A 21,491-nucleotide genomic window follows, 5' to 3' on the forward strand; every position below is an offset into this window, starting at 1 on the left:
GCCCGGGCGAGCACCCACAAACGCCCGAGCGAGCACCCACATGCAGTTCGGAGGGCGTCCGCCCGAGCGGTTCTCGGTTCGGGTACGGGTGGACGGGAGGGGCGTCTGCGGGGCGGGGGTCAGGGGGTGGGGAGGGCGTCCGCTTGAGCGGTTCTGGGTGCAGGTTCGAGTGGACGGGAGGGGGCGTCTGGGTGGGTCAGGGGGTGGGGAGGGTGTCCACGAAGAGGAGGTCGGGGATCGCGCGGGGGGTGAAGCTGCGGCGCAGCCAGGCGCGGAGCGCGTCGGGGTCCAGTGGGGTGCGGGCGACGACGTAGGCGGTGAGGCGTCGGCCGCGTGAGGCGTCGGGACGGGTCGTCACCGCGGCGGCCGAGACCTCGGGGTGCGCGGCGAGGTGGCGCTCGACGGCGGGCGGGTCCACCGGCTCGCCGTCGGTGAAGACGAGTTCCTCACGGGCGGGCGGGACGAACAGGCGGCCTTCGGGGTCGAGGTGGCCGACGGTGTGCGTGGGGCTCGAGTCCGCGTGCACGTGGCCCGGCATCCCGGGCAGCGCCCGCGTGCCGTCCTCGCGCAGCACCTCGAGGTGGGTGCCGGGGGTCGGGCGGCCCGCGGTTCCCGGGCGTTCCAGGAGCTCGCGCGGGGTGGCGATGGTGAGGGCGTCGCCGTAGACGGTGTAGAGGATCTCGCCGTAGGCGTCCATGAAGGCCGTCGCGGTTCCGGGGGCGAGGGTGCCGCCGTGGGCCGCGGCGACCCGCAGCGACGACAAGTCGTGCGCGGCGCGCTCGTCGTCGCCGACTGCGAGCAGCGCGTCGAGCAGCGCGGGCGCGGTGAGCAGCGCGGTGCAGCCGTGCCCGTCGACGGCGGCGAGCACCCCCGCCGCGTCGTAGCGGCGCGTCAGCACGACGGTGGAGCGCAGGGACAGGGCGAGGTGCAGCGACGCGCGCCCCCACCTGTGCGCGAGCGGGACGCCCAGCAGGGCCGTCTCGTGGACGCGCAGGGGGATCCGGGACAAGACCGCGGTGAGCCGCTCGCGGCCGTCCGTGCGGCCCCTGCGGGTCGGCTGGAGCGGCCTCGCGTCGCGCACCGGCCGGAGCCTTTCGGTGACCAGGCGGCGGACCCCGCGCGGCGCGGCGGCCAGCAGCGGCGCGAACTCCGCGTCGGCGACGACGGCGTCGAGCCCGCGCAGCGAGGCGAGCCGCTCCGAGGTCGCCCGGCCGGTGTCCAGGACGAGCGGGGTGACCCCGAGCTTGGAGCAGGCGACCAGCACCTCGACCGCGGCGCGGTGGTCGCGGGCGAGCAGCGCGACGCGCGGGGTCGGCTCAAGCGCCCGGGCGAGGCCGTCGGTACGCGCGTTCAGCTCCGCGTACGTCAGCGCGCCTTCGTCGTCGACAAGTGCGGGACGGTCCGGGTCGCGTACGGCACCGGCGATCGTGTTTCCCGCGAGGGTGTCGCCCCAGCGGGCGAAGGCGGCGACCTGTCTTACGGTCGCGGCCGGGGACCCGGGGGTGAGCAGCCCGCTGCGCGCGAGGACGAGCGGCGTCCGCGCCGCCGCCGAAACCAGACCGCCGAATCTGCCGAACACCATGAGCAGCCCTCCACCGTCGTCCGCCCCGGGAAGAGCACCCGGGCGGAACCACGGTAATACCGGAGAGTTACCTCACCTTTACTGGAACATGACCGAAGATGGTCAAGCCCCCCGATTCCCGGCGGCTTCCCCGGCCTCACTCAAGGCCGTCGGCCACCGCTCGCCCGAGGTCGGCTCCCTCGACGGGCGCGGCGGCGAGCGCGTCTCCCCAGAACCTGACCCTGCCCTCCTGCGTGCGGTTGCGGCCCGCGCCCAGGCCGTCGAGCCAGCGGTAGACGACCTTGCCCGTGGCGTTGCGCGGCAGTTCCTCCACGAAGACGACGTCGCGCGGCACCGCAAAGCGCGCGACCCGCGTCCGGACGTGCTCGCGCACCTCGCGCTCGGTCAGCTCCGCGCCGGGACGCAGCACGAGGTAGGCGGCGAGCCGCTGCCCGTACTCGGGGTCGGTCACCCCCGTGACGGCCACCTCGCGGACCTCGGGAAGCCTGGCCAGCACGTCCTCGACGTCGCGCGGCACCACGTTCTCCCCTCCGGAGACGACCATGCCGTCTTCTCTCCCGTCGACGTACAGGAGGCCGTGGGAGTCGAGGTGTCCGAGGTCGCCCGTGGCCAGGAGCCCGTCGCGGACTTCGGTGGGGTCGCCTCCGGTGTAGCCCTCGAAGACGTTCTCGTTGGCTGCGAAGACCCGCCCTATGGTCGCGCGAGGCACCGGCTTGCCTTCGGCGTCGAGGATGCGGACGGAGGTTCCGCTGGGAGGACGTCCCGCGGTGGCGGGGTTGATCCTGAGCTCCTTGGGGCCCGCGACGCTCACCCAGCTCGCTTCCGTGGAGCCGTAGACGTTGTAGAGGCGGTCGCCGAACACGTCCATGAAGCGGTGGGCGAGGTCGCCGGGCAGGGACGAGCCGCTGAGGGCCGCGAGCCGAAGGTTGCGTTTGTCGTAGCCGTCCAGGACGGACTCGGGAAGCTCCATGATCCGCTGCAGCATGACCGGGACGGCGAAGTGCGCGACCCTGCTGTGCCGCTCGATCTCCCCCAGCGTCAGGGACGGGTCGAACCTGCGGTGCAGCACGATGGTGGCGCGCAGCGCGAGCCCGATCTGGAGGGCGGCGAGGCCCCAGGTGTGGAAGACGGGCGCGTCGATGAGGAACGTGTGCCGGGAGCGCAGCGGCAGCCTGGACAGCATCGACGCCAGCGGGCCGAGCCCCGGCCTCGGCCTGCGCCGCGCGCCCTTGGGACGGCCACTCGTGCCTGAGCTGAGCATGATCGTGCGGCCGTCGGTGGGCGGGGGCAGGGCGGGGCCGCCGCGCGGTGCGCGTTCGATGAGCGCGTCAAGGGTCTCGCCGCGCGCTTCCGGCCCGGCCCAGACGACGACGGGCACAAGGGCGGGAGGGCATCCGCGCAGCAGCGGCGCGAACTCCGCGTCCGCGACGACGACCGCCGGGCGCAGCTCCTCGAGGACCGAGCGGAGCTGCCCGATCCCGAACCCCGTGTTGAGCAGGACGGTCTCCGCGCCGCGTTTGGCGCAGGCGACGAGGATCTCCACGAGCCCGCGGTGGTTGCGGCACAGGATCGCGACGCGCGGGCGCGGCCCGGCCAGCGGAAGCGCCGCGCCGAGGCGGTCGGTGCGTTCGTCGAGTTCGGCGAAGGTGAGCGACCCGGTGTCGTCGAGGACCGCGGTCTTGCGCGGCTGCATGGCGGCGGCGGCCTTTGCGAGGCCCGCGAGGGTGGTCCCCCACGTCTGGAGCTCGCCGATCCCGCGCAGCGCGGCGACCGGCCTGGACAGGCGTAGAGCGCCGGACGCCAGGACATGTAGGTAGTCGAGGGCATGCCCCAGCCGACGCCGGAGGCCCGGCCGGTACGCGGGTCTGGCGTGCGCCACGGGCCTACCTCCACCGGGTATTTCCGGCAAACGCTAACGAGACGGGGCGGACACGACAAGTGGCAGAGGGCGACGAAGAGCCGAGGGCGGGGCCGTCAGTGGTTACTGACGAGTAGAATCATTTGTTACCGGCGAGTAGGCCCTGTGCGGGCGGCCCGTCGGCGTCCGCACCTTGAGCGCAGAGGGAGACCTGATCGTGCCTCGCACCGCACGTGATGTCGTGTTCGTCGACGGCGTACGCACGCCGTTCGGCAAGGCAGGCCCCAAGGGCCTTTACGCCGAAACCCGCGCCGACGACCTTGTCGTTCGCGCGATCCGCGAGCTCATCCGCCGCAACCCCGCCCTCCCGCCCGAGCGGGTCGACGAGGTGTCCATCGCCGCGACGACCCAGACCGGCGACCAGGGCCTGACCATCGGACGGTCCGCCGCCGTCCTCGCCGGGCTGCCCAAGAGCGTGCCCGGCTTCGCCGTCGACCGCATGTGCGCGGGCGCCATGACGGCCGTCACGACCACCGCGTCCGGCATCGCGTTCGGCGCGTACGACGTGGTGATCGCCGGCGGCGTCGAGCACATGGGCCGCCACCCGATGGGCGAGGGCGTCGACCCGAACCCCAGGTTCATGACCGACAAGCTGGTCGACCCGTCGGCGCTGGTCATGGGCCTCACCGCCGAGAACCTGCACGACCGCTACCCGGCCATCACCAAGGAGCGCTGCGACGCCTACGCCGTCCGCTCCCAGGCCAAGTACGCCGACGCCCAGGCCGCGGGCAAGATCGAGCCCGACCTCGTGCCGACCGCGATCCGCTCCGCCGCCAAGGGCTGGGGCCTGGCGACCCAGGACGAGCCGCCGCGCCCCGGCACCAAGCTCGAGGACCTCGCGGGCCTCAAGACGCCGTTCCGCGTCGCGGGCAACGTCACCGCGGGCAACGCCGCGGGCCTCAACGACGGCGCGACCGCGTGCCTGCTCGTCGCCGAGGACGTCGCCGAGGAGCTCGGCCTCACCGCGCGCATGCGCCTTGTGGACTACTCCTTCGCGGGCGTCGAGCCCGAGGTCATGGGCATCGGCCCCGTCCCGGCGACGGAGAAGCTGCTGGCCCGCAACGGCCTGACCATCGACGACATCGGCCTGTTCGAGATCAACGAGGCGTTCGCCGTCCAGGTCCTGGCGTTCCTCGACCACTTCGGCATCGCCGAGGACGACCCCCGCGTCAACCCGTGGGGCGGCGCGATCGCCGTCGGCCACCCGCTGGCGTCGTCCGGCGTGCGGCTGATGACGCAGCTGTCGCGCGAGTTCGCCGAGCACCCCGAGGTCCGCTACGGCCTCACCACGATGTGCGTCGGCATGGGCATGGGCGGAACCGTCCTCTGGGAGAACGTGAACTGGGAGGGCGGCAAGTGACCAGCATCGACATCTGGCGTTCGCAGCTGGCGAACGAGGATCGCAACGCCGATGAGGTCGTCACCAAGGCCATCGTCCGTGACGTGGACCTTCCGCACGGCGCGGGCAAGCTGGCGCTGATCACGCTGGACAACGGCTTCGACCACACCAAGCCGAACACCTTCGGTCCGCACGGCCTGCTCGCGCTGAACGACGCCATCGACTCGGTGGCCTCCCGCGACGACATCGTGGCCGTCGGCCTCACCGGCAAGCCGTTCATCTTCGCCGTCGGCGCCGACCTCAAGGGTCTTCCCGGTCTCAAGGACCGCGAAGAGGCCAAGATGATCGCGCGGCTCGGCCACGACGTGTTCCGCCGCCTCGGCGAGCTCGACGTGCCGACCTTCGCCTACTACAACGGCGCGGCCATGGGCGGCGGCGTCGAGGCCGGCCTGCACTGCACGTACCGGACGGTGTCCCGGGGCGTCCCGGCGTTCTCGCTCCCGGAGACGTTCCTCGGCCTCGTACCGGGCTGGGGAGGCACCTACCTGCTTCCGCACCTCATCGGCGCGGAGAAGGCGCTCAAGGTCATCATCGACAACCCGATGGCCAACAACCGCGTCATGAAGGGCAAGCAGGTCTTCGACCTCGGCATCGCCGACGCGATCTTCGACGCCGCCGACTTCCTCGAGGAGTCCCTTGCCTGGACCGCACGCGTCCTCAACGGCGACGTGAAGGTCGAGCGGCCCGAGGTCGACAAGGGCACGGGCTGGGACGACGCGGTCAACATGACCGGGTTCGTCCTCGAAGGCAAGCTGCACGGCGCGGCCCCGTCGTTCGTGCGGGCGCTCGACCTCGTCCGGCAGGCCAAGGACCGCACCCGCGACGAGGGCTTCGCGGCCGAGGACGACGCGCTGGCCGACCTCATCATGTCCGACGAGCTGCGCGCTGGCCTGTACGCGTTCGACCTCGTCCAGAAGCGCGCCAAGCGGCCCGCCGGAGCGCCGGACAAGTCCCTCGCCCGCAAGGTCACCAAGGTCGGCGTCGTCGGCGCGGGCCTGATGGCCGGGCAGCTCGCCCTGCTGTTCGCCCAGCGGCTCGAGGTCCCGGTCGTCATGACCGACCTCGACCAGGACAGGCTGGACAAGGGCGTCGCCTACGCGCACGGCGAGGTCGACAAGCTACTCGCCAAGGGACGCGTCCACGCCGACAAGGCGAGCCGCCTGAAGAGCCTGATCACCGGCTCGCTCACCAAGGACGCCTTCGCCGACGCCGACTTCGTCATCGAGGCGGTCTTCGAGGAGATGTCGGTCAAGCAGCAGGTGTTCGCCGAGGTCGAGGCCGTCGTCTCGCCCGAGTGCGTCCTCGCGACCAACACCTCGTCGCTGTCGGTGTCGGAGATGGCCGCGAAGCTCGCGCACCCCGAGCGGGTCGTCGGCTTCCACTTCTTCAACCCGGTCGCGGTCCTTCCGCTGCTGGAGATCATCCGCGCGGACAAGACCGACGACGTGACGTTGGCCACGGCGTTCGCGGTCGGCAAGCAGCTGAAGAAGTCGTGCGTGCTGGTCAAGGACGCCCCGGCGTTCGTGGTCAACCGCATCCTGCTGCGTCTGCTCGCGGAGATCATCGGGTCGGTCCAGGAGGGCACCCCGGTGGAGACCGCGGAGCGCGCCGCGCATCCGCTCGGCCTGCCGATGAGCCCGTTCGTGCTGCTCGGCCTGGTCGGTCCGGCGATCGCGCTGCACGTCAACGAGACGCTGCACGAGGCGTTCCCCGAGCGCTTCCCGGTGTCGGACAAGTTCCGGAAGTTCGTGGCGTCGGGCAAGAAGAGCGTGTACCAGCCCGACTTCACGTTCGACCCCGAGGCGCTGGAGATCTTCGCGGGCGGCGACAACCCGTCAACGGAGGAGGAGGTTCTCCAGCGGGCCATGCGCGGACTCGCCGAGGAGATCCGCCTCATGCTCGACGAGGGCGTGGTGGCCGCGCCCGAGGACATCGACCTGTGCCTTATCCTCGGTGCTGGTTACCCGTTCCACCTGGGCGGCATCACGCCGTACCTTGACCGGACAGGAATTTCCTCCCAGACCGGGAACCGATTCCTCGCCCCGGGCGTTGCACAGGTGGGATAGGGGTATTCCGCAAGACCAGCCGGCCCCGGGACTGGGGGGTTACCGAGCCGGCTAACGGGAGGCGCCTCGTGTCGCAAGACGCGGGGCGCTTTTCGTTTTCCCGCACCACCCCGCAACTGCGCGGATCGCGGGAACCCCGGCGCGCGGGCCGCCCGTTGGACGGGGGCGGCGCGGAACAGGGGCGGCGCGGCGTATTGATGAGAGTTGTCCGTTAGGACACCATAGGAGCCCGCAGCGAGACTTCTGGGGGAGGACGTGGGATTCGGTGTCCGCTACTTCGATCTCGACTTCGGGATCGCTCGGGAGCGGCTGCGCGGGCTCGGCGCGCGGTGCCACCGTCCACGGAGGCTGATCCAGCGTGTCGCGCTCGCCGGACCGGGCGGGGCATGGGCGGGCCTGCACTCCGAGGGCGACAGGCATGTGCTCACCCTGATGCGCGACCAGCGCACGGTGCGCGAGGTCATGGTGAGCGACTTCGACGCGGCCCTGGAGATCCTCGACGGCCTCGGCCTGCGCGTCACCGGGCGGCAGGAGATCCTGCGCGAGGCGTGGGAGCTGCACGCGATCGAGTTCCGCTTCGCCGAGGGGCCCGGGCTCGCCCCGTCGCTGGAGATCCACGGACCGCAGGACCAGTCGGCCGTCCGGTGGGCGATCGGCCAGCTCGGGCTCGACCCGGCGCGCGCACAGCCCGTTCAGGCGGGCGCTCCGGGCCTCGCGCCCGCGCGGCCGCCCAATCCCACCGAGCCGCTCATTCTCGCCGCACGGGCCGCACAGGGGCCGCAGGGGCCGCCGCCCGGGCCGTCGGTGCGGAACTCCGGCCCGCTGCCGCCGTGGCCGCCGCAGAGCGCCCAGGGCGTCGAGCCGCCCAGGCCGGCGCCGCCCGTCGAGGGGCCGGGGGAAGGCGAGAGCGCGCCGACGGTCACCGTCCTCGACGCCAACGCGCTGCGGCAGCCTCCGACGCCGCGTCCCCCGCAGCCACAGCCGCAGCCGGAACCCGAGCCCGAACCTGACCCCGGCAAGCTCGTGCAGTTCACCGTCGCCGAGACCGGCTGGACGGCCGAGGCCAGCGAATGGGTCCCCGGCGAGTACTGGATCCGCTGGGCGACGGTCCTGCACAACCCGAACACCCTGTACTGGTGTGAACTGCCCACCGTGCAGGTGACCGTCCGCGACGAGTACGGCAACGTCATCGGCTCCGAGGAACAGGTCCTCACCGTGCTGCCGCCGCGCACGCGGATCGGGTGGGCCGGCCTGCTCGAGGTCAACGGGAACCGCCCGCACAGCCTGGAGATCACGCCGCGTCCCGCCGACTGGTACCCGACCCAGGCCAAGCCCGAGGACTTCCCGCCCTTCGCCTACGAGAACGTCGCGATGGAGCTGCCCGAGGGCGCGTGCGAGGTGACCGGCGAGATCCGCAACCCGTACGCGGAGGCCGTCGAGGAGGTCGCGCTCGTCGCGCTGTTCCGCGACGGCAGGGGCACCCTCATCGGCGGCGACATGAGCTTCGTGCAGGGCCTGCCCGCGCACGGCACGGTCCCGTTCAAGATCGAGGGGACGATCTCCGCGCCGCCCGGCCCCGTGGCGTCCCTCGACCTGATGGCGCAGCCCTGGTCGGACCCGAACCCGTGGGAGTCGGCGCTCCAGCGCTGACCTTCCGCAACTCTCTGAACACTCACCGGTTTTCCACAGGACGGGCACAAGGCGTGCGCGCGGCCGGGCTCTTCGTGTTTTCATGAAGCCAGCCGGACGTGCCGAGCGGCCGGCCCGAAGGTTCGAGGACGAGCCTATGGACGAGAAGCTGGGTTTGCGGCGCGAGGCGCTGCGCAGGGAGTGGTCGCGGTGGTTGGCGAAGCGTGGGTCGCCCGAGGTGCGGGCGGAGATCGGGGCGTCGTGGCTGCGGTCGATCAGGGCGGTCGATCCGGCGCGCGGTTGCGCGCCGCTGGCGGCGGAGGCGGATTGGGCGCGTTCGCCGCTGCGCGCGCCGGTGGAGGCGGTGGCGGGCGAGCTGCGGGCGGTGGCCGAGGACGCCGGGTTCGTCGCCGCGGTCACCGACGCGGGCGGCACGATCCTGTGGACGTGCGGCGGGCGGGTGATGAGCCGTCGGGCGGGCGCGGTGAACTTCGCCCAGGGCGGCCGGTGGGACGAGGCGTCGATGGGCACCAACGCGCTCGCGCTCGCCCTCAAGACCGGCATGCCGAGCTCGGTGTTCTCCGCGGAGCACCTTGTGGAGGCGCTGCACGGGTGGGTCTGTTACTGCGCGCCGATCCACGGGCCCGACGGCGGGGTGCTCGGTGTGCTGGACATCTCCAGCACGTGGGACAGGTCGCATCCGCTCGGGCTGCCGACCGTCCGGGGGCTCGTCGCGGCGATCGAGGGCAGGCTGGACGGCGCGTCGGGCACGGGCTGGCGGCTGCGCTGCCTGGGCAAGGCCGCGCTGCGGCACGACGGGATGCCGGTGCGGATCAGGCCGCGGCAGGCCGAGATCCTCGCGCTGCTCGCGCTGGAAGGCCGCGAGCTTGCCCCGGAGCGGCTGCACGACTGCCTCTACGGCGAACGCCGCGTCAGCGCGGTCACGCTGCGGGCGGAGGTGTCGCACCTGCGGCGGGTCATGGCCGGGGCGCTGTCCGCGCGCTCCTACGCGCTCACCGGACGGGTGTCCTGCGACGCGGCCGAGGTCCTGGAGCACCTGCACGCGGGCCGTCTTGACGAGGCCCTGAGCGCCTACGGCGGCCCCCTGCTGCCGCAGTCCGAGGCCCCGGGGGTGCTGCGCTGGCGCGACCACATCGAGGTGGCGCTCCGCGAGGCCGTCCTCGCCGACCCGCGCCCCGAACCCGCCCTCGCCTACGGCGCCCACCACCCCGACGACCTCGCCATCCACGAACACGCCGTCGCACTCCTGCCCAGATCGGACGCACGCCACGCCGTCGCGGTCGCCCGGGCCCGCGCCGCCGCAGAGTGACAAACGGAAACAAGGCCGGGAGGGCGGGGCCTGCGGGAGCCGACCGGAATCGTGCGATCTGCGAGGTATGGGGCGACAGCGCGCTGTTGGGGGCGTGGAGGGGCGGGCGTGGAGGGGTGGGGGGCGTGGGGGGTGGGGGTGGGGCGGGGGGAGGGGTTCGGGCGCGAAGGGGTTCGGGGCGGGGAGGGGTTCGGGGCGGGGAGGGGTTCGGGGCGGGGAGGGGAGGGCGGGCCGGGGAGGGGTTGGGGGCGGGGAGGGGCGGGCGTGGAGGGGTTGGGGGCGTGGGGGGCGTGGGGGGTGGGGGTGGGGGGCGTGAAGGGGTTCGTGGTCTGAAGGGTGGGGGGCGTGGGGGGTGGGAGGGTTCGGGCGTGGAGGGGTGGGGCGGGGAGGGCGGGGGCGAGGAGGGGTTCGGGGTGCGGCCGGGAGGGGTCCGGGGTGCGGCCGGGAGGGGTCCGGGGTGGGGGCGGGGCGCCAACGTTTTGCCAACGTGGGGGAGGGAGGGTGAGGGAGGTCACAGATGTCGAGGAGGACGTCATGGTGTTCGCGCATCCCGGGCAGGACGGGGCGGTCGTCAGTTTCGCGGCGCAGTACGACAACTTCATCGGCGGGAAGTGGGTGCCGCCGGTCGACGGGCGGTACTTCGACGACCCGAGTCCGGTGGACGGCCAGGTGTTCACGCGGGTGGCGCGCTCCGGGGCCGCCGACGTGGACCTCGCGCTCGACGCCGCGCACGCCGCGGCCGAGGCGTGGGGCCGCACCTCGGTCGCCGAGCGCTCGCTGATCCTGCACCGCATCGCCGACCGCATTGAGGAGAACCTCGAATACCTCGCGGTCGCCGAGACATGGGAGAACGGCAAGCCGGTGCGGGAGTCGCTGGCCGCCGACCTGCCGCTCGCGGTCGACCACTTCCGCTACTTCGCGGGCGTGATCCGGGCGCAGGAGGGCGGCATCAGCCAGCTCGACGACGACACCGTCGCCTACCACTTCCAGGAGCCGCTGGGCGTGGTCGGGCAGATCATCCCGTGGAACTTCCCGCTGCTCATGGCCACCTGGAAGCTCGCGCCCGCGCTGGCCGCCGGCAACTGCGTGGTGCTCAAGCCCGCCGAGCAGACCCCCGTCACGATCCTGCTGCTCGTGGAGCTGATCGCCGACCTGCTGCCGCCCGGCGTCATCAACGTGGTCAACGGGTTCGGCGTGGAGGCGGGCAAGCCGCTGGCGTCCAGCCCGCGTGTGGCGAAGGTCGCCTTCACCGGCGAGACCACCACGGGCCGCCTCATCATGCAGTACGCCGCGCAGAACATCATCCCGGTCACGCTCGAGCTCGGCGGCAAGAGCCCGAACATCTTCCTGCCGGACGTCATGGCCGCCGACGACGACTTCCTCGACAAGGCCGTCGAGGGGTTCGTGATGTTCGCGCTCAACCAGGGCGAGGTGTGCACCTGCCCGTCGCGCGCGCTCGTGCACTCCTCGATCTACGAGGCGTTCATGGAGCGGGCGATCGAGCGCACCCGCGCGATCGTCGCGGGCGATCCGCTCGACCCGGCGACCATGGTCGGCGCGCAGGCCAGCAACGACCAGTACGAGAAGATCCTGTCCTACCTCGACATCGGGCGCGCGGAGGGCGCGGAGGTCCTCACCGGAGGCGGGCCGCGCACGGTCCCCGGGCTCGAGGGCGGCTTCTACATCGAGCCGACGGTCTTCAAGGGCACCAACGACATGCGGATCTTCCAGGAGGAGATCTTCGGCCCCGTGGTGTCCGTCACGACCTTCGACAGCACCGAGGAGGCCCTGCGGATCGCCAACGACACCCTGTACGGCCTCGGCGCGGGCGTCTGGACCCGCGACGGCTCGACCGCCTACCGCCTCGGCCGCGCCATCAAGGCGGGCCGCGTCTGGACCAACTGCTACCACGCCTACCCCGCCCACGCCGCCTTCGGCGGCTACAAGCAGTCCGGCATCGGCAGGGAGAACCACCGCGCCATGCTCGACCACTACCAGCAGACCAAGAACCTCCTGGTCTCCTACTCCCCCCAACGCCTCGGCTTCTTCTGACCCCTCCCCCAAACCACCCGACCCCACAACACCAAACCGCCCGACTCTTCAAGACCTGCCCGAACTCCCCCAGAGCCGACCGCCCCCGGGAGCCGCGCGGATTCCGGAGCCGAGCGGCCCCAGGGAAGCCGAGCGGCCCGGAAGCCGAGCGGATTCGGCCGCTGGGTACCCCGGGAGCTGAGCGGATTCAGGGAGGCGAGCGGCCCGAGAGCCGGGCAGATTCAGGGAGCCGCGCGGATTCGGCAGCTGAGCGCCCCGGGAGCTGAGCGGATTCAGGGAGGCGAGCGGCCCCGGGAGCCGAGGGGCCCGGGAGCTGAGCGCATTCGGCAGCTGAGCACCCCGGGAGCCGAGCGGATTCGGGGAACCGGGCGGCCCGAGAGCCGGGCAGATTCGGGGAGACGAACGGATTCAGGAGCCAGGCGGCCCGGGAGCTGGGCGGCCCGGGAGCTGGGCGGCCCGGGAGCCTGGGCGGCCCGGGAGCCTGGGCAAATTCGAGGAGCCGGGACGGGAGCCGGGCGGATTTGGGAGGTGGGTGGGGTCGGGGTTTGGGTGGGGAAGCGTGGGTGAGTGGTTTGTGAGAAGGAGGATGGGATGGTGGAGCGGGTTGGGGTGACGGAGGAGGCGGCGGGGTGGTTGCGTCGGCTTGCCGAGACGCACGGGCCGCTGATGTTCCATCAGTCCGGAGGGTGCTGTGACGGGAGTTCGCCCATGTGCTATCCACGGGGTGAGTTCCAGGTGGGCGGCGCAGACCTGCTGCTCGGCGAGGTCGGGGACGGTGTGCCGTTCTGGATCAGCGCCGCGCAGTACGCCTACTGGAGCCACACCCATCTGACCGTTGACGTGGTCCCCGGCCGGGGCAGCGGGTTCTCGGTCGAGGCCCCCGAGGGCGTCCGGTTCCTGCTGCGGTCCCGGCTGTTCACCGAGGACGAGCTGGCCGCGCTCGACGCCGCCCCACCGCCCCCCACCGGCGAAACGTACGCCTTACCCCTCCCTCACCCGACCGGGACCGGCCGCCCTCCCCCGCCTCCGGGGATCCGTCCGAGACCTGCCGCTTTGCCCCGGGTCCGTGGACCCGACCGGGACCGGCCGCCCTCTCCCCCGACCTCCGGGACCTGCCGCCTTCCCCCGGGTCTCCGTGGGTCCGACCGGGACCGGCCGCCCTCCCCCGCCTCCGGGGATCCGTCCGGGACCGGCCGCCTTGCCTGGGTCCGACCGGGACCGGCCGCCCTCCCCCGCCTCCGGGAATCCGTCCGGGACCGGCCGCCCTCCCCCGGGTCTCCGTGGGTCCGACCGGGACCGGCCGCCCTCCCCCGCCTCCAGGGATCCGACCGGGACCGGCCGCTTTGCGCCGGTCGGGGATCCGTTCGGAGCGGTCACGCTCGGCACCGCCTTCAGGGAGCCGACCGGGACCTGGCGCTTTGCCCCGGGTCCGGGGAACCGTTCGGGACCGGTCGCTTTGGCCGGGCTTTGGGGATCCGGGCGGGGGTGGGGTGGGTGGGTCAGTAGCGGAGGATGGCGGCTACTCGGTTGTGGGCGGACAGGGAGCCGTCGTTGACGAAGGTGGCGTGGCCGTCGTGGCGCAGGACGGCTTCGATGAGGTCGTCGACGGCGTCGTTGACGAACTTGCCGCGGAACGCCTCGTCGGTCGCCTCCTCGTTGAGGCCGAGTTCCGGCGCGGGCGCTGCGCCGCCCTCGACCGCGCCGCCCTCGGAAAGGACGTGCAGGCGGCCCTCGTGGGTGCGCGAGGGGGCGAAGAAGGTGTCCTCCACGAGGAGCTGCTTGACGCGTCCCTGGTGGGCGAGCTCCCAGCACTCCTCGAGGCCCGCGGCGAAGCGGCGGCCCGAGCGCGCGTCGTCGATCCCGGCGAGTGCCTCCTCGCGGACGTTGCGGTTCTCCCCGTGCAGGACGGGTGCGACGAGCCGGGAGATCTCGGCGGGGGTCGCCTTCTCGTAAGCGCCCTCGACCGTGCCGATCATGGCCTCGGCGATCCGTCCGTTGGTGTGCTCGCGCAGGAACGCCAGCGCCCGGTTGACGCCGACGGCGATGACCGGCCTGTCGTCGCGTTTGAGGAGTTCGGTGAGGTTGCGTTCGATCTGCCGCACGAACTGCTGCTTGCGGTCGACCTGGATGCGGTTCTGCACCCGGTTGGCGGGCGTGGGACCGCCCTGTTCCTCCGGAACCGTCTCGTCAAGGCTGAGCGGGAACAGCGCGTTGGTCACCTCGGTGCAGCGCTCGCCCTCGCCGGAGAACAGGCGGGTGGGCTGTTCGGACAGCACGAGGACGTAGTAGCTCCAGGTGCGTTCCAGCATCGCCAGGAGGTCGCGGGTGGCGAACGTGTCGTCGATGATGACGCGTTCGCTGACGGTCACGCCCGGCAGCACGAACGCGTGGGTCTCGCCCCCGTAGGCGGCGAACAGGACGAGCGCCTCCGCGGTCCGCTCGAAGTCGACCTGCTCGGCGGCCTTCTCGAGGTTGCGCATGACCTCGTCGGCGACGCCGTGGTCGAGTTCGTAGTCGGTGAGCCGCTGGCGGGTCTCGTCAAGCAGGACCTTGAGGCGGATGCGGTCCTGCTGGCGTTCCGGCCGCGTGCGGTGGGTCGGCATGATGATCGAGACGGCCGGGAAGGGCCGCACCTCGTGCAGTCGGGCGAGCTGCGCAGCGTCCACGAAAAATCCCCCAGTCCCTTGGCACATGACCGTTTCAGGGTAAGTAGCGAAGAACCAGGGGAAAGACCTTCTTGGTCGGTCATTTACGGAAAGATGACCGGGTAACACAACCGAAATCTCGTTATTAGACCAGATCGGCCGTGAACAACTCCCAGTAATGGGTTATATGCGCTCTGAACGTGCCGAGGTCCCTGCCCACATACGTCCAGCGGCCGCGCAGCCGCCACGAGCGGCCGAGCCCGTCGGACAGCAGGATCTCCAGGGAGAACGCGGCGTCGTACGCGCGGACCGCTCCGCTCACGTCGACGCCGCCGCTCTTCAGCAGGGGGGCTCCCTCGCACTTCACGGCGATGACATGGGTCCCTGGATCCTGGCGGAGCAGCCCCTGTTCCAGATCATGGACGAGCTGCGCGGAGTAGTCCGCGCCCAGCCAGCCCAGCTGCGGGACGTGCTGCGGCGCGGGGAAGCCCCACAGCCTCGGTCCGCCCGTCATGGCGGGAAACCTGGTGTCCAGAAGGGACATGCTTCACCACTTCCCGGTTGATTCGACCAGTGTCAAAGGCGTGTTCAGTTGTGCCCCGATGGTCGTGCGAATCGCCGATGTGGTCAGTGGGGTGGACAGGCGGCACGCATGGCGTCCCAAGTGCCCAACTTGACCCTTTCTCCTCGCGAAAGAGACTTTGCCAGTGCCATCTCGGCCGCGTCCAGACCCAACCAGCCCTGATAGGTGACGAATTCGACTCCCTTTGATGCCAGAACAGACTCGATGTCCGTTACGGGCCTCGGTCGGGCACCCAACTCGGACAGCAGAACCCCCACGGTCTCGGCCGCGTCGGACTTGTTCGTGCCCACGACGCCCGAAGGTCCGCGCTTGATCCACCCCGCGGTGTACTCGCCCTCGGCGATCTTGCCCTTCTCGTTGCGGATCACCGAGGCGCGTTCGTCGAAGGGGACGCCGTCGAGCGGGACGCTGCGGTAGCCGACGGAACGGACGACCATCCCGACGGGCAGGGTCTCGAACTCGCCGGTGCCGCGGACCCTTCCGTCGACGAGTTCGGTGCGCTCGAGCCGCAGCCCCTCGACCCGGTCGGTCCCCGTGATCTCCACAGGAGCCCGCCAGAACCTGAGGTCGATCCTGCGGTCGCGGCCCTCATCCGGCGGACCCGTCCAGGCGCGCATGGCGGCGAGGTTGCCGCGCACGTGCCGGTCGGCCGCCTCGAGGGCGAGGCTCTCGGCGTCGAGCTCGAGGTCCTCGGGCCGCACCGACACCGACGCCGCGGGCAGTTCGCCCAGCTCGCGCGCCTCCTTGGTGGTGAACTTGGCGTGCGCGGGCCCGCGCCTGCCGATGAGGTGGACGCGTTTGACGCGGCTCGCGGCGAGCGCGTCGAGGACCGCGACGGGGATGTCGGTCTCGGCGAGCTCCTCGGCGGTCTTGGCGAGGATCCTGACGACGTCGACCGCGACGTTGCCGACGCCGATGACGGCGACCTCCTCGACGGACAGGTCGAACGAGTATCCGGCGGCGTCGGGGTGGCCGCAGTACCAGTTGACGAAGTCGGTGGCGGCCACCGAGCCCGTCAGGTCCTCGCCGGGGACGCCGAGGCGGCGGTCGACCATGGCCCCGGTGCTGTAGACGACGGCGTCGTAACACGAGAGGAGTTCCTCGCGGGTGATGTCGCTGCCGAGTTCGACGCAGCCGAAGAACCGCACCGCGGGATGCTCCAGGACGCGCTGGAGGTACCGGGCGATGGATTTGATCGACTTGTGGTCGGGCGCGACGCCGTAGCGCACGAGCCCGTAGGGGGTGGGGAGCCTGTCGAAGACGTCAACGCGGACGCCGCCTTTGGTCAGTGCCTCGGCGGCGTAGAGGCCCGCGGGGCCGGCGCCTACGACGGCGACAGTAAAGTCGGTCACACCGGGCATTGTGCACACGACCGACCGCATACGACCATGTGAGCTAGATCACCGACTTGCCGTCGGGGCTGCTGGATCGTGCCAATCGGCTGTGCCGCCTGCCATAGGCGAAGTAAATGACGGATCCGAGCAGCATCCAGATGATGAATCGGATCCAGGTCTCCGCCGGAAGGTTCAGCATGACGAAAACACAGGCGAGGACCGACAGGATCGGAACCACCGGGACCCATGGCGTGCGGAACGAGCGGGGCAGGTCCGGCCTGGTCCGCCGCAGCACCATGACGCCGAGCGACACCACGACGAACGCGAAGAGCGTCCCGATGTTGACGAGTTCGGCGAGGGCGGAAAGCGGGATGAACCCGGCGAGCAGCGCGACGATCGTGCCCATGAGGATCGTGGAGCGCGCCGGGGTGCCGAACCTCGGGTGGACCCGCGCCAGCGACTCAGGCAGCAGCCTGTCGCGGCTCATCGCGAAGAAGACACGGCTCTGGCCGAGCAGCAGGATGAGCACGACGGTCGTCAGCCCGAAGATCGCGCCGACGCTGATGAGTCCCGCGAAGAACGGCTGGCCGACCGCGCGGAACGCGTCGGCGAGCGGCGCGGACTCGCTGAGGTCGCTGTAGTGCTGCATGCCGACCACGACGAGCGAGACGAGCACGTAGAGCAGCGTGCAGATGCCGAGTGAGCCGAGGATGCCGATCGGCAGGTCGCGCTGCGGCCGGTGCGCCTCCTCGGCGGTGGTGGCGACGACGTCGAAGCCGATGAAGGCGAAGAAGACGATGGCGACCGCGCTGAACACCCCGAGCCACCCGAACGCGACGGGCGTCATCCCGAACAGCAGCTGCACCAGCGGGGCGCGGATGCCCTCGACCTCCTCGGTGGAGACCGCGGGCGGGATGAACGGCCGGTAGTTGGCGAGCTTGATCGAGAACGCGCCCGCGACGATGACGAGCAGCACCACCGCGACCTTCACCAGGACCATGATCCCGTTGACGCGCGAGGAGATCTTCACCCCGGCGACAAGGATGAACGTGACGAGCGCGACGATGCAGACCGCCGGGATGTTGAACCTGGCGTCCTCCCCCGCGAACGTCGGCGGCAGGTCTATCCCGAGCGTCTCGAGCAGCGAGGTGAAGTACCCCGACCATCCGACGGCCACGACCGCCGCGCCGAGCGCCATCTCCAGGATCAGGTCCCAGCCGATGATCCAGGCGGGCAGCTCGCCGAGCGTGGCGTAGGAGAACGTGTAGGCCGAGCCCGCCACCGGAACCGTGGAAGCGAACTCGGCGTAGCAGAGTGCGGCAAGCGCGCACACGATCCCGGCGATCGCGAACGAGACGGCGACCGCCGGTCCCGCGTACTCGCGGGCGACGCGTCCGGTGAGCACGAAGATGCCCGTGCCGATGATGACGCCGACGCCGAAGACGACGAGGTCGAGTGCCGACAGGTCGCGGCGCAGCCGGTGGCCCGGCTCCCTGGTCTCCCTGACGGACTGCTCGACCGTCTTCGCGCGGAAAAGGCTCGACGCCACCGGTCACCCCTCATTACGGTTCGTGTTACCTAGAACACGAACCGTAACAAGGAGGTGGTCTACGCCGTGCTAAAGCACAGTCCGCTTCTCGCTCATGCCCTCTTCTCGGTGAGCTTGGCGAACGAGTCGGTGATCTCCTTGGCGAGGTCGGGCGCGGTGAGGCCGATCTCGGACATGATCTCGCCGCGGCCCGCGTGGTCGAGGAACTCCTGCGGGATGCCGTAGGTGCGGATGGGGGTGTCGACGCCCGAGTCGCGCAGCAGCCTGGCGACGGCGTCGCCGACGGCCCCGGTGCGTCCGTTGTCCTCGATGACGACGACGAGCTTGTAGTCGGCGGCGGCCGAGGCGAGCGCCGGGTCGAGCGGCTTGACGAACAGGGGGTCGACGACCGTCGCGTCGATGTCGGAGGCGGCGAGGCGCTGGGCGACGTCGACGCCGCACGCGGCCATCGCGCCGACCGAGACGATCAGGACATCGCGGCGGGCGCCCTCGGCGAGCACATCCATCGAGCCGAGCGAGCCGATCGCGGGCAGGTCCTCGAAGACCGGGCCCTTGGGGAAGCGGATCGCCGAGGGGGCGTCGGTGATCTCCAGGCACTCGCGCAGCAGCCGGCGCAGGCGCGCGCCGTCGCGCGGCACGCCGATGTGCATGCCGGGCACGAGCTGCAGGATCGACAGGTCCCACATGCCGTTGTGCGACGCGCCGTCGTTGCCGGTGACGCCCGCGCGGTCGAGCACGAAGGTGACGCCCTGCTTGTGCAGCGCGATGTCCATCAGGACCTGGTCGAACGCGCGGTTCAGGAAGGTTGCGTAGATGGCGACGACCGGGTGCAGCCCGCCGAGCGCGAGGCCCGCCGCGGAGGTCGCCGCGTGCTGCTCGGCGATGCCGACGTCGTAGATCCGGTCGGGGTAGGCGTCGGCGAAGGCGGCGAGGCCGACGGGGTGCAGCATCGCCGCGGTGATCGCGACGACGTCGGGCCGCTCCGCGCCGATCTCGACCATCTCCTGGGAGAAGACCTTGGTCCAGCCGGGCGTGGAGGAGGGCGCGGACTTGCCCGTGCGCGGGTCGAACGACCCCGCGCCGTGCATGTGGTCCTCGACGTTCTCCAGCGCGGGGCCGTAGCCCTCGCCCTTGCGGGTGATGGCGTGCACGATGACGGGTCCGCCGAAGTCGCGCGCCTTGCGCAGCGCGCGTTCGACGGCCTGCTCGTCATGGCCGTCGATCGGGCCGATGTACTTCAGGCCGAGGTCCTCGAACATCGCCTGGGGCTGGAGGATGTCCTTCAGCCCCTTCTTGATGCCGTGCAGCGCCTCGTAAGCCAGCTCCCCGGCCACGGGTACCTTGGGGACTGTCTTCTTGACGAGGTCGAGCGCCTTCTCGTAACCCTGGGTGACGCGCAGATCGGCCAGGTGGCTGGCAAGACCGCCGATCGTCGGGGAGTAGGAGCGGCCGTTGTCGTTGACGACGATGATCACCGGCCGGTCCGCGCCCGCGATGTTGTTCAGGGCCTCCCAGCACATGCCGCCGGTGAGCGCGCCGTCGCCGACGACGGCGACCGCGCGCCGGTCGGTCTCGCCGCGCAGCTCGAACGCCTTGGCGAGGCCGTCGGCGTAGGACAGGGCGGTGGAGGCGTGGGAGTTCTCGATGATGTCGTGCTCGGACTCGCCCTGACAGGGGTAGCCGGACAGGCCGCCCTTCTGGCGGAGGCCGCCCCAGTCCTTGCGCCCGGTGAGGAGCTTGTGGACGTACGCCTGGTGGCCTGTGTCGAACAGGATGCGGTCACGGGGGGAGTCGAAGACCCGGTGCAGGGCGACGGTGAGTTCGACGACGCCAAGGTTGGGTCCGAGGTGTCCGCCGGTTTTGGAGACGGCGTCGACCAGGAACTCGCGGATCTCGGAGTGGAGTGCGGGGAGGCTCGCGGCGTCAAGACGTTTGAGGTCGTCCGGACCGTTGATGGACTCAAGCAGGCTCAAGCTGGGTCATCTCCTCTGCGAACCGAGGCCCGTGACTTTCGGTCACCCGAACGCCTCCCGGAGGCAGGCCCCTGCGGCTTATGGTTGCCCAGAGTTTAATGCCGCTTCGCCGAACACGGAGAGCAAGGAGAAGAAGTTTCATATGGGAGAGAAGATAGTACTTCTGGACGAAGCAGGACATGCCATAGGAACAGCCCCGAAAGCGGAGAGTCACCACCAAACCACTCCGTTCCATCTTGCCTTCTCCTCCTACCTCGTGGACGCCTCGGGACGCGTCCTGATCAGCCAGAGAGCCCACCACAAGGCGAGTTTTCCGTCGGTGTGGACCAACAGCGCGTGCGGCCACCCGGCCCCCGGCGAGTCACTGCGCGAGGCCGTCGCGCGCCGCGTCAAAAGTGAGCTCGGCCTTACCGTCAGTGACATCACTCTGGTCCTGCCGGAATTCGTCTACCGGGCCGAGATGAACGGCGTGGTCGAGCACGAGTGGTGCCCCGTCGTGCGCGCGTCCGTCGACGCCGAGCCGCTGCTGGACCGCGACGAGGTCGAGGACATCCAGTGGCGCGACTGGGAAGGCGTCAAGGCGCTGCGTGAAGACCCGCTCGCCTCCCCGTGGTTCCTCGACCAGATGGTCCACCTGGTGAAGCTCGGCAAGCCGCTGACGTGGAAGCAGGCCGACGAGAAGCTGCTCCCGCCCGCCATCGCCTGGTGACGGCGTCGCCCGGCCCTGGCCGGGAGGAGCGCCCCGGTCAGCCCGTGAGAAGCCGCTCAGCGGGCTCCGGGAGCATCGCGCGCACCTCGGCGACCAGCGACGGCTGAGCCGTCCACAGGCCGCCCTGGTAGCCGACGGCGACGATCGGACGGCGCAGCGGCCTGATGCCCTCCAGCGTCCAGTGGTGGTCGCCGAGCACCGCCCACGGGCCGCACTCGCACACCGCGCCGGGCACGCACACGCCGGTGAGGTTCGCGACCGCGATCACCGCGCCGAGCGTCGCCAGCGGATCCGCAGGCGACCAGCCCGCCTCGCGCACCCGCGGCAGCGCCCGCGAGTCGAGGTCGACGCGCATGGCGGCGTGCACCAGGACCGTTCCACGATGGGCCGTACCGTGGTCCTGGTTGACCAGCCGCTGATGTCCCCGGGCGATGGCCCAGGCGTACGGCTGCTTCACGCTGATCGCCTGCATGCGGTTCCCTCCCACGAGACAGGTGCCGACCTGACACCGGTCTTTACTCGACCGCCGGGGCTGTGCGAATCCCGCTTAAGCCGGATTATGAGGATTCACCAAGCTTAATCAACCCCCAACAGCCGGGAAAATCCCTGTGCCGTACAGCACACCCACCCCTCCCCTTGACAGCGTTTGTTCGGGCCTCGCTCCGCTCGGCCGGTGATAGGGCGCCTCAAGCCGCCGTCTTCCCTCCGGCCTGCTCGCCTGG

General features: G+C 71.1%; 14 protein-coding genes and 1 pseudogene. 7 read left to right on the forward strand and 8 right to left on the reverse strand.

Annotation, left to right across the window (positions count from 1 at the left end):
* Window positions 1–196: 196 nt before the first annotated feature.
* On the reverse strand, window positions 197–1,582 hold the full coding sequence (locus tag R9X44_RS08020; RefSeq protein WP_319813358.1) for an AMP-binding protein: 1,386 nt from the start codon (window positions 1,580–1,582) through the stop codon (window positions 197–199).
* A 136-nt stretch (window positions 1,583–1,718) separates the two neighbouring features.
* Entirely contained in the window at window positions 1,719–3,461 is a 1,743-nt protein-coding gene (locus R9X44_RS08025; protein ID WP_319813359.1) for an AMP-binding protein, read from the reverse strand.
* A gap of 196 nt (window positions 3,462–3,657) precedes the next feature.
* On the opposite strand from R9X44_RS08025, the gene R9X44_RS08030 reads away from it, so the two are divergent.
* From R9X44_RS08030 to R9X44_RS08055, 6 genes and pseudogenes are all read left to right on the forward strand, one after another.
* Window positions 3,658–4,860 (forward strand): thiolase family protein, encoded by a 1,203-nt coding sequence (locus R9X44_RS08030; RefSeq protein WP_319813360.1) that lies wholly within the window; start codon window positions 3,658–3,660, stop codon window positions 4,858–4,860.
* Window positions 4,857–6,965, forward strand: coding sequence for a 3-hydroxyacyl-CoA dehydrogenase NAD-binding domain-containing protein (locus R9X44_RS08035; protein WP_319813361.1), 2,109 nt, complete (start codon window positions 4,857–4,859; stop codon window positions 6,963–6,965). The genes R9X44_RS08030 and R9X44_RS08035 overlap by 4 nt, the downstream gene beginning before the upstream one ends.
* Before the next feature lie 255 nt (window positions 6,966–7,220).
* On the forward strand, window positions 7,221–8,615 hold the full coding sequence (locus tag R9X44_RS08040) for an FxLYD domain-containing protein (RefSeq protein ID WP_319813362.1): 1,395 nt from the start codon (window positions 7,221–7,223) through the stop codon (window positions 8,613–8,615).
* Between the two features lie 136 nt (window positions 8,616–8,751).
* Window positions 8,752–9,924, forward strand: a complete 1,173-nt coding sequence (locus tag R9X44_RS08045) for a transcriptional regulator (protein WP_319813363.1) — start codon at window positions 8,752–8,754, stop codon at window positions 9,922–9,924.
* Window positions 9,925–10,458: 534 nt separating this feature from the next.
* Complete coding sequence (locus R9X44_RS08050; protein WP_319813586.1) at window positions 10,459–11,976, forward strand: aldehyde dehydrogenase family protein; 1,518 nt, start codon at window positions 10,459–10,461, stop codon at window positions 11,974–11,976.
* Window positions 11,977–12,567: 591 nt separating this feature from the next.
* Window positions 12,568–12,921, forward strand: a pseudogene (locus R9X44_RS08055) (DUF779 domain-containing protein); the annotation flags it as partial.
* 554 nt (window positions 12,922–13,475) lie between these two features.
* On the opposite strand, the gene R9X44_RS08060 reads toward R9X44_RS08055, so the two are convergent.
* The 5 genes from R9X44_RS08060 to dxs form a co-directional block, all read right to left on the reverse strand.
* Complete coding sequence (locus R9X44_RS08060) at window positions 13,476–14,642, reverse strand: hypothetical protein (protein WP_319813364.1); 1,167 nt, start codon at window positions 14,640–14,642, stop codon at window positions 13,476–13,478.
* Between the two features lie 124 nt (window positions 14,643–14,766).
* Window positions 14,767–15,135: a hypothetical protein gene (locus R9X44_RS08065; RefSeq protein WP_319813365.1), complete on the reverse strand. Its 369-nt coding sequence runs from the start codon at window positions 15,133–15,135 to the stop codon at window positions 14,767–14,769.
* Window positions 15,136–15,248: 113 nt separating this feature from the next.
* Window positions 15,249–16,565, reverse strand: a complete 1,317-nt coding sequence (locus R9X44_RS08070) for an FAD-dependent oxidoreductase (RefSeq protein ID WP_413774916.1) — start codon at window positions 16,563–16,565, stop codon at window positions 15,249–15,251.
* A 34-nt stretch (window positions 16,566–16,599) separates the two neighbouring features.
* On the reverse strand, window positions 16,600–18,087 hold the full coding sequence (locus tag R9X44_RS08075; RefSeq protein ID WP_319813367.1) for an amino acid permease: 1,488 nt from the start codon (window positions 18,085–18,087) through the stop codon (window positions 16,600–16,602).
* 92 nt (window positions 18,088–18,179) lie between these two features.
* Window positions 18,180–20,060, reverse strand: a complete 1,881-nt coding sequence (dxs, locus tag R9X44_RS08080) for a 1-deoxy-D-xylulose-5-phosphate synthase (protein ID WP_319813368.1) — start codon at window positions 20,058–20,060, stop codon at window positions 18,180–18,182.
* 142 nt (window positions 20,061–20,202) lie between these two features.
* On the opposite strand from dxs, the gene idi reads away from it, so the two are divergent.
* Window positions 20,203–20,769, forward strand: coding sequence for an isopentenyl-diphosphate Delta-isomerase (idi, locus tag R9X44_RS08085; RefSeq protein ID WP_319813369.1), 567 nt, complete (start codon window positions 20,203–20,205; stop codon window positions 20,767–20,769).
* 37 nt (window positions 20,770–20,806) lie between these two features.
* Here idi and R9X44_RS08090 read toward each other — a convergent pair whose 3' ends face one another.
* Window positions 20,807–21,241: a hypothetical protein gene (locus R9X44_RS08090; RefSeq protein ID WP_319813370.1), complete on the reverse strand. Its 435-nt coding sequence runs from the start codon at window positions 21,239–21,241 to the stop codon at window positions 20,807–20,809.
* Between the last annotated feature and the right edge of the window lie 250 nt (window positions 21,242–21,491).

Source organism: Actinocorallia sp. A-T 12471 (assembly GCF_033875155.1).
Classification (GTDB): domain Bacteria; phylum Actinomycetota; class Actinomycetes; order Streptosporangiales; family Streptosporangiaceae; genus Actinocorallia.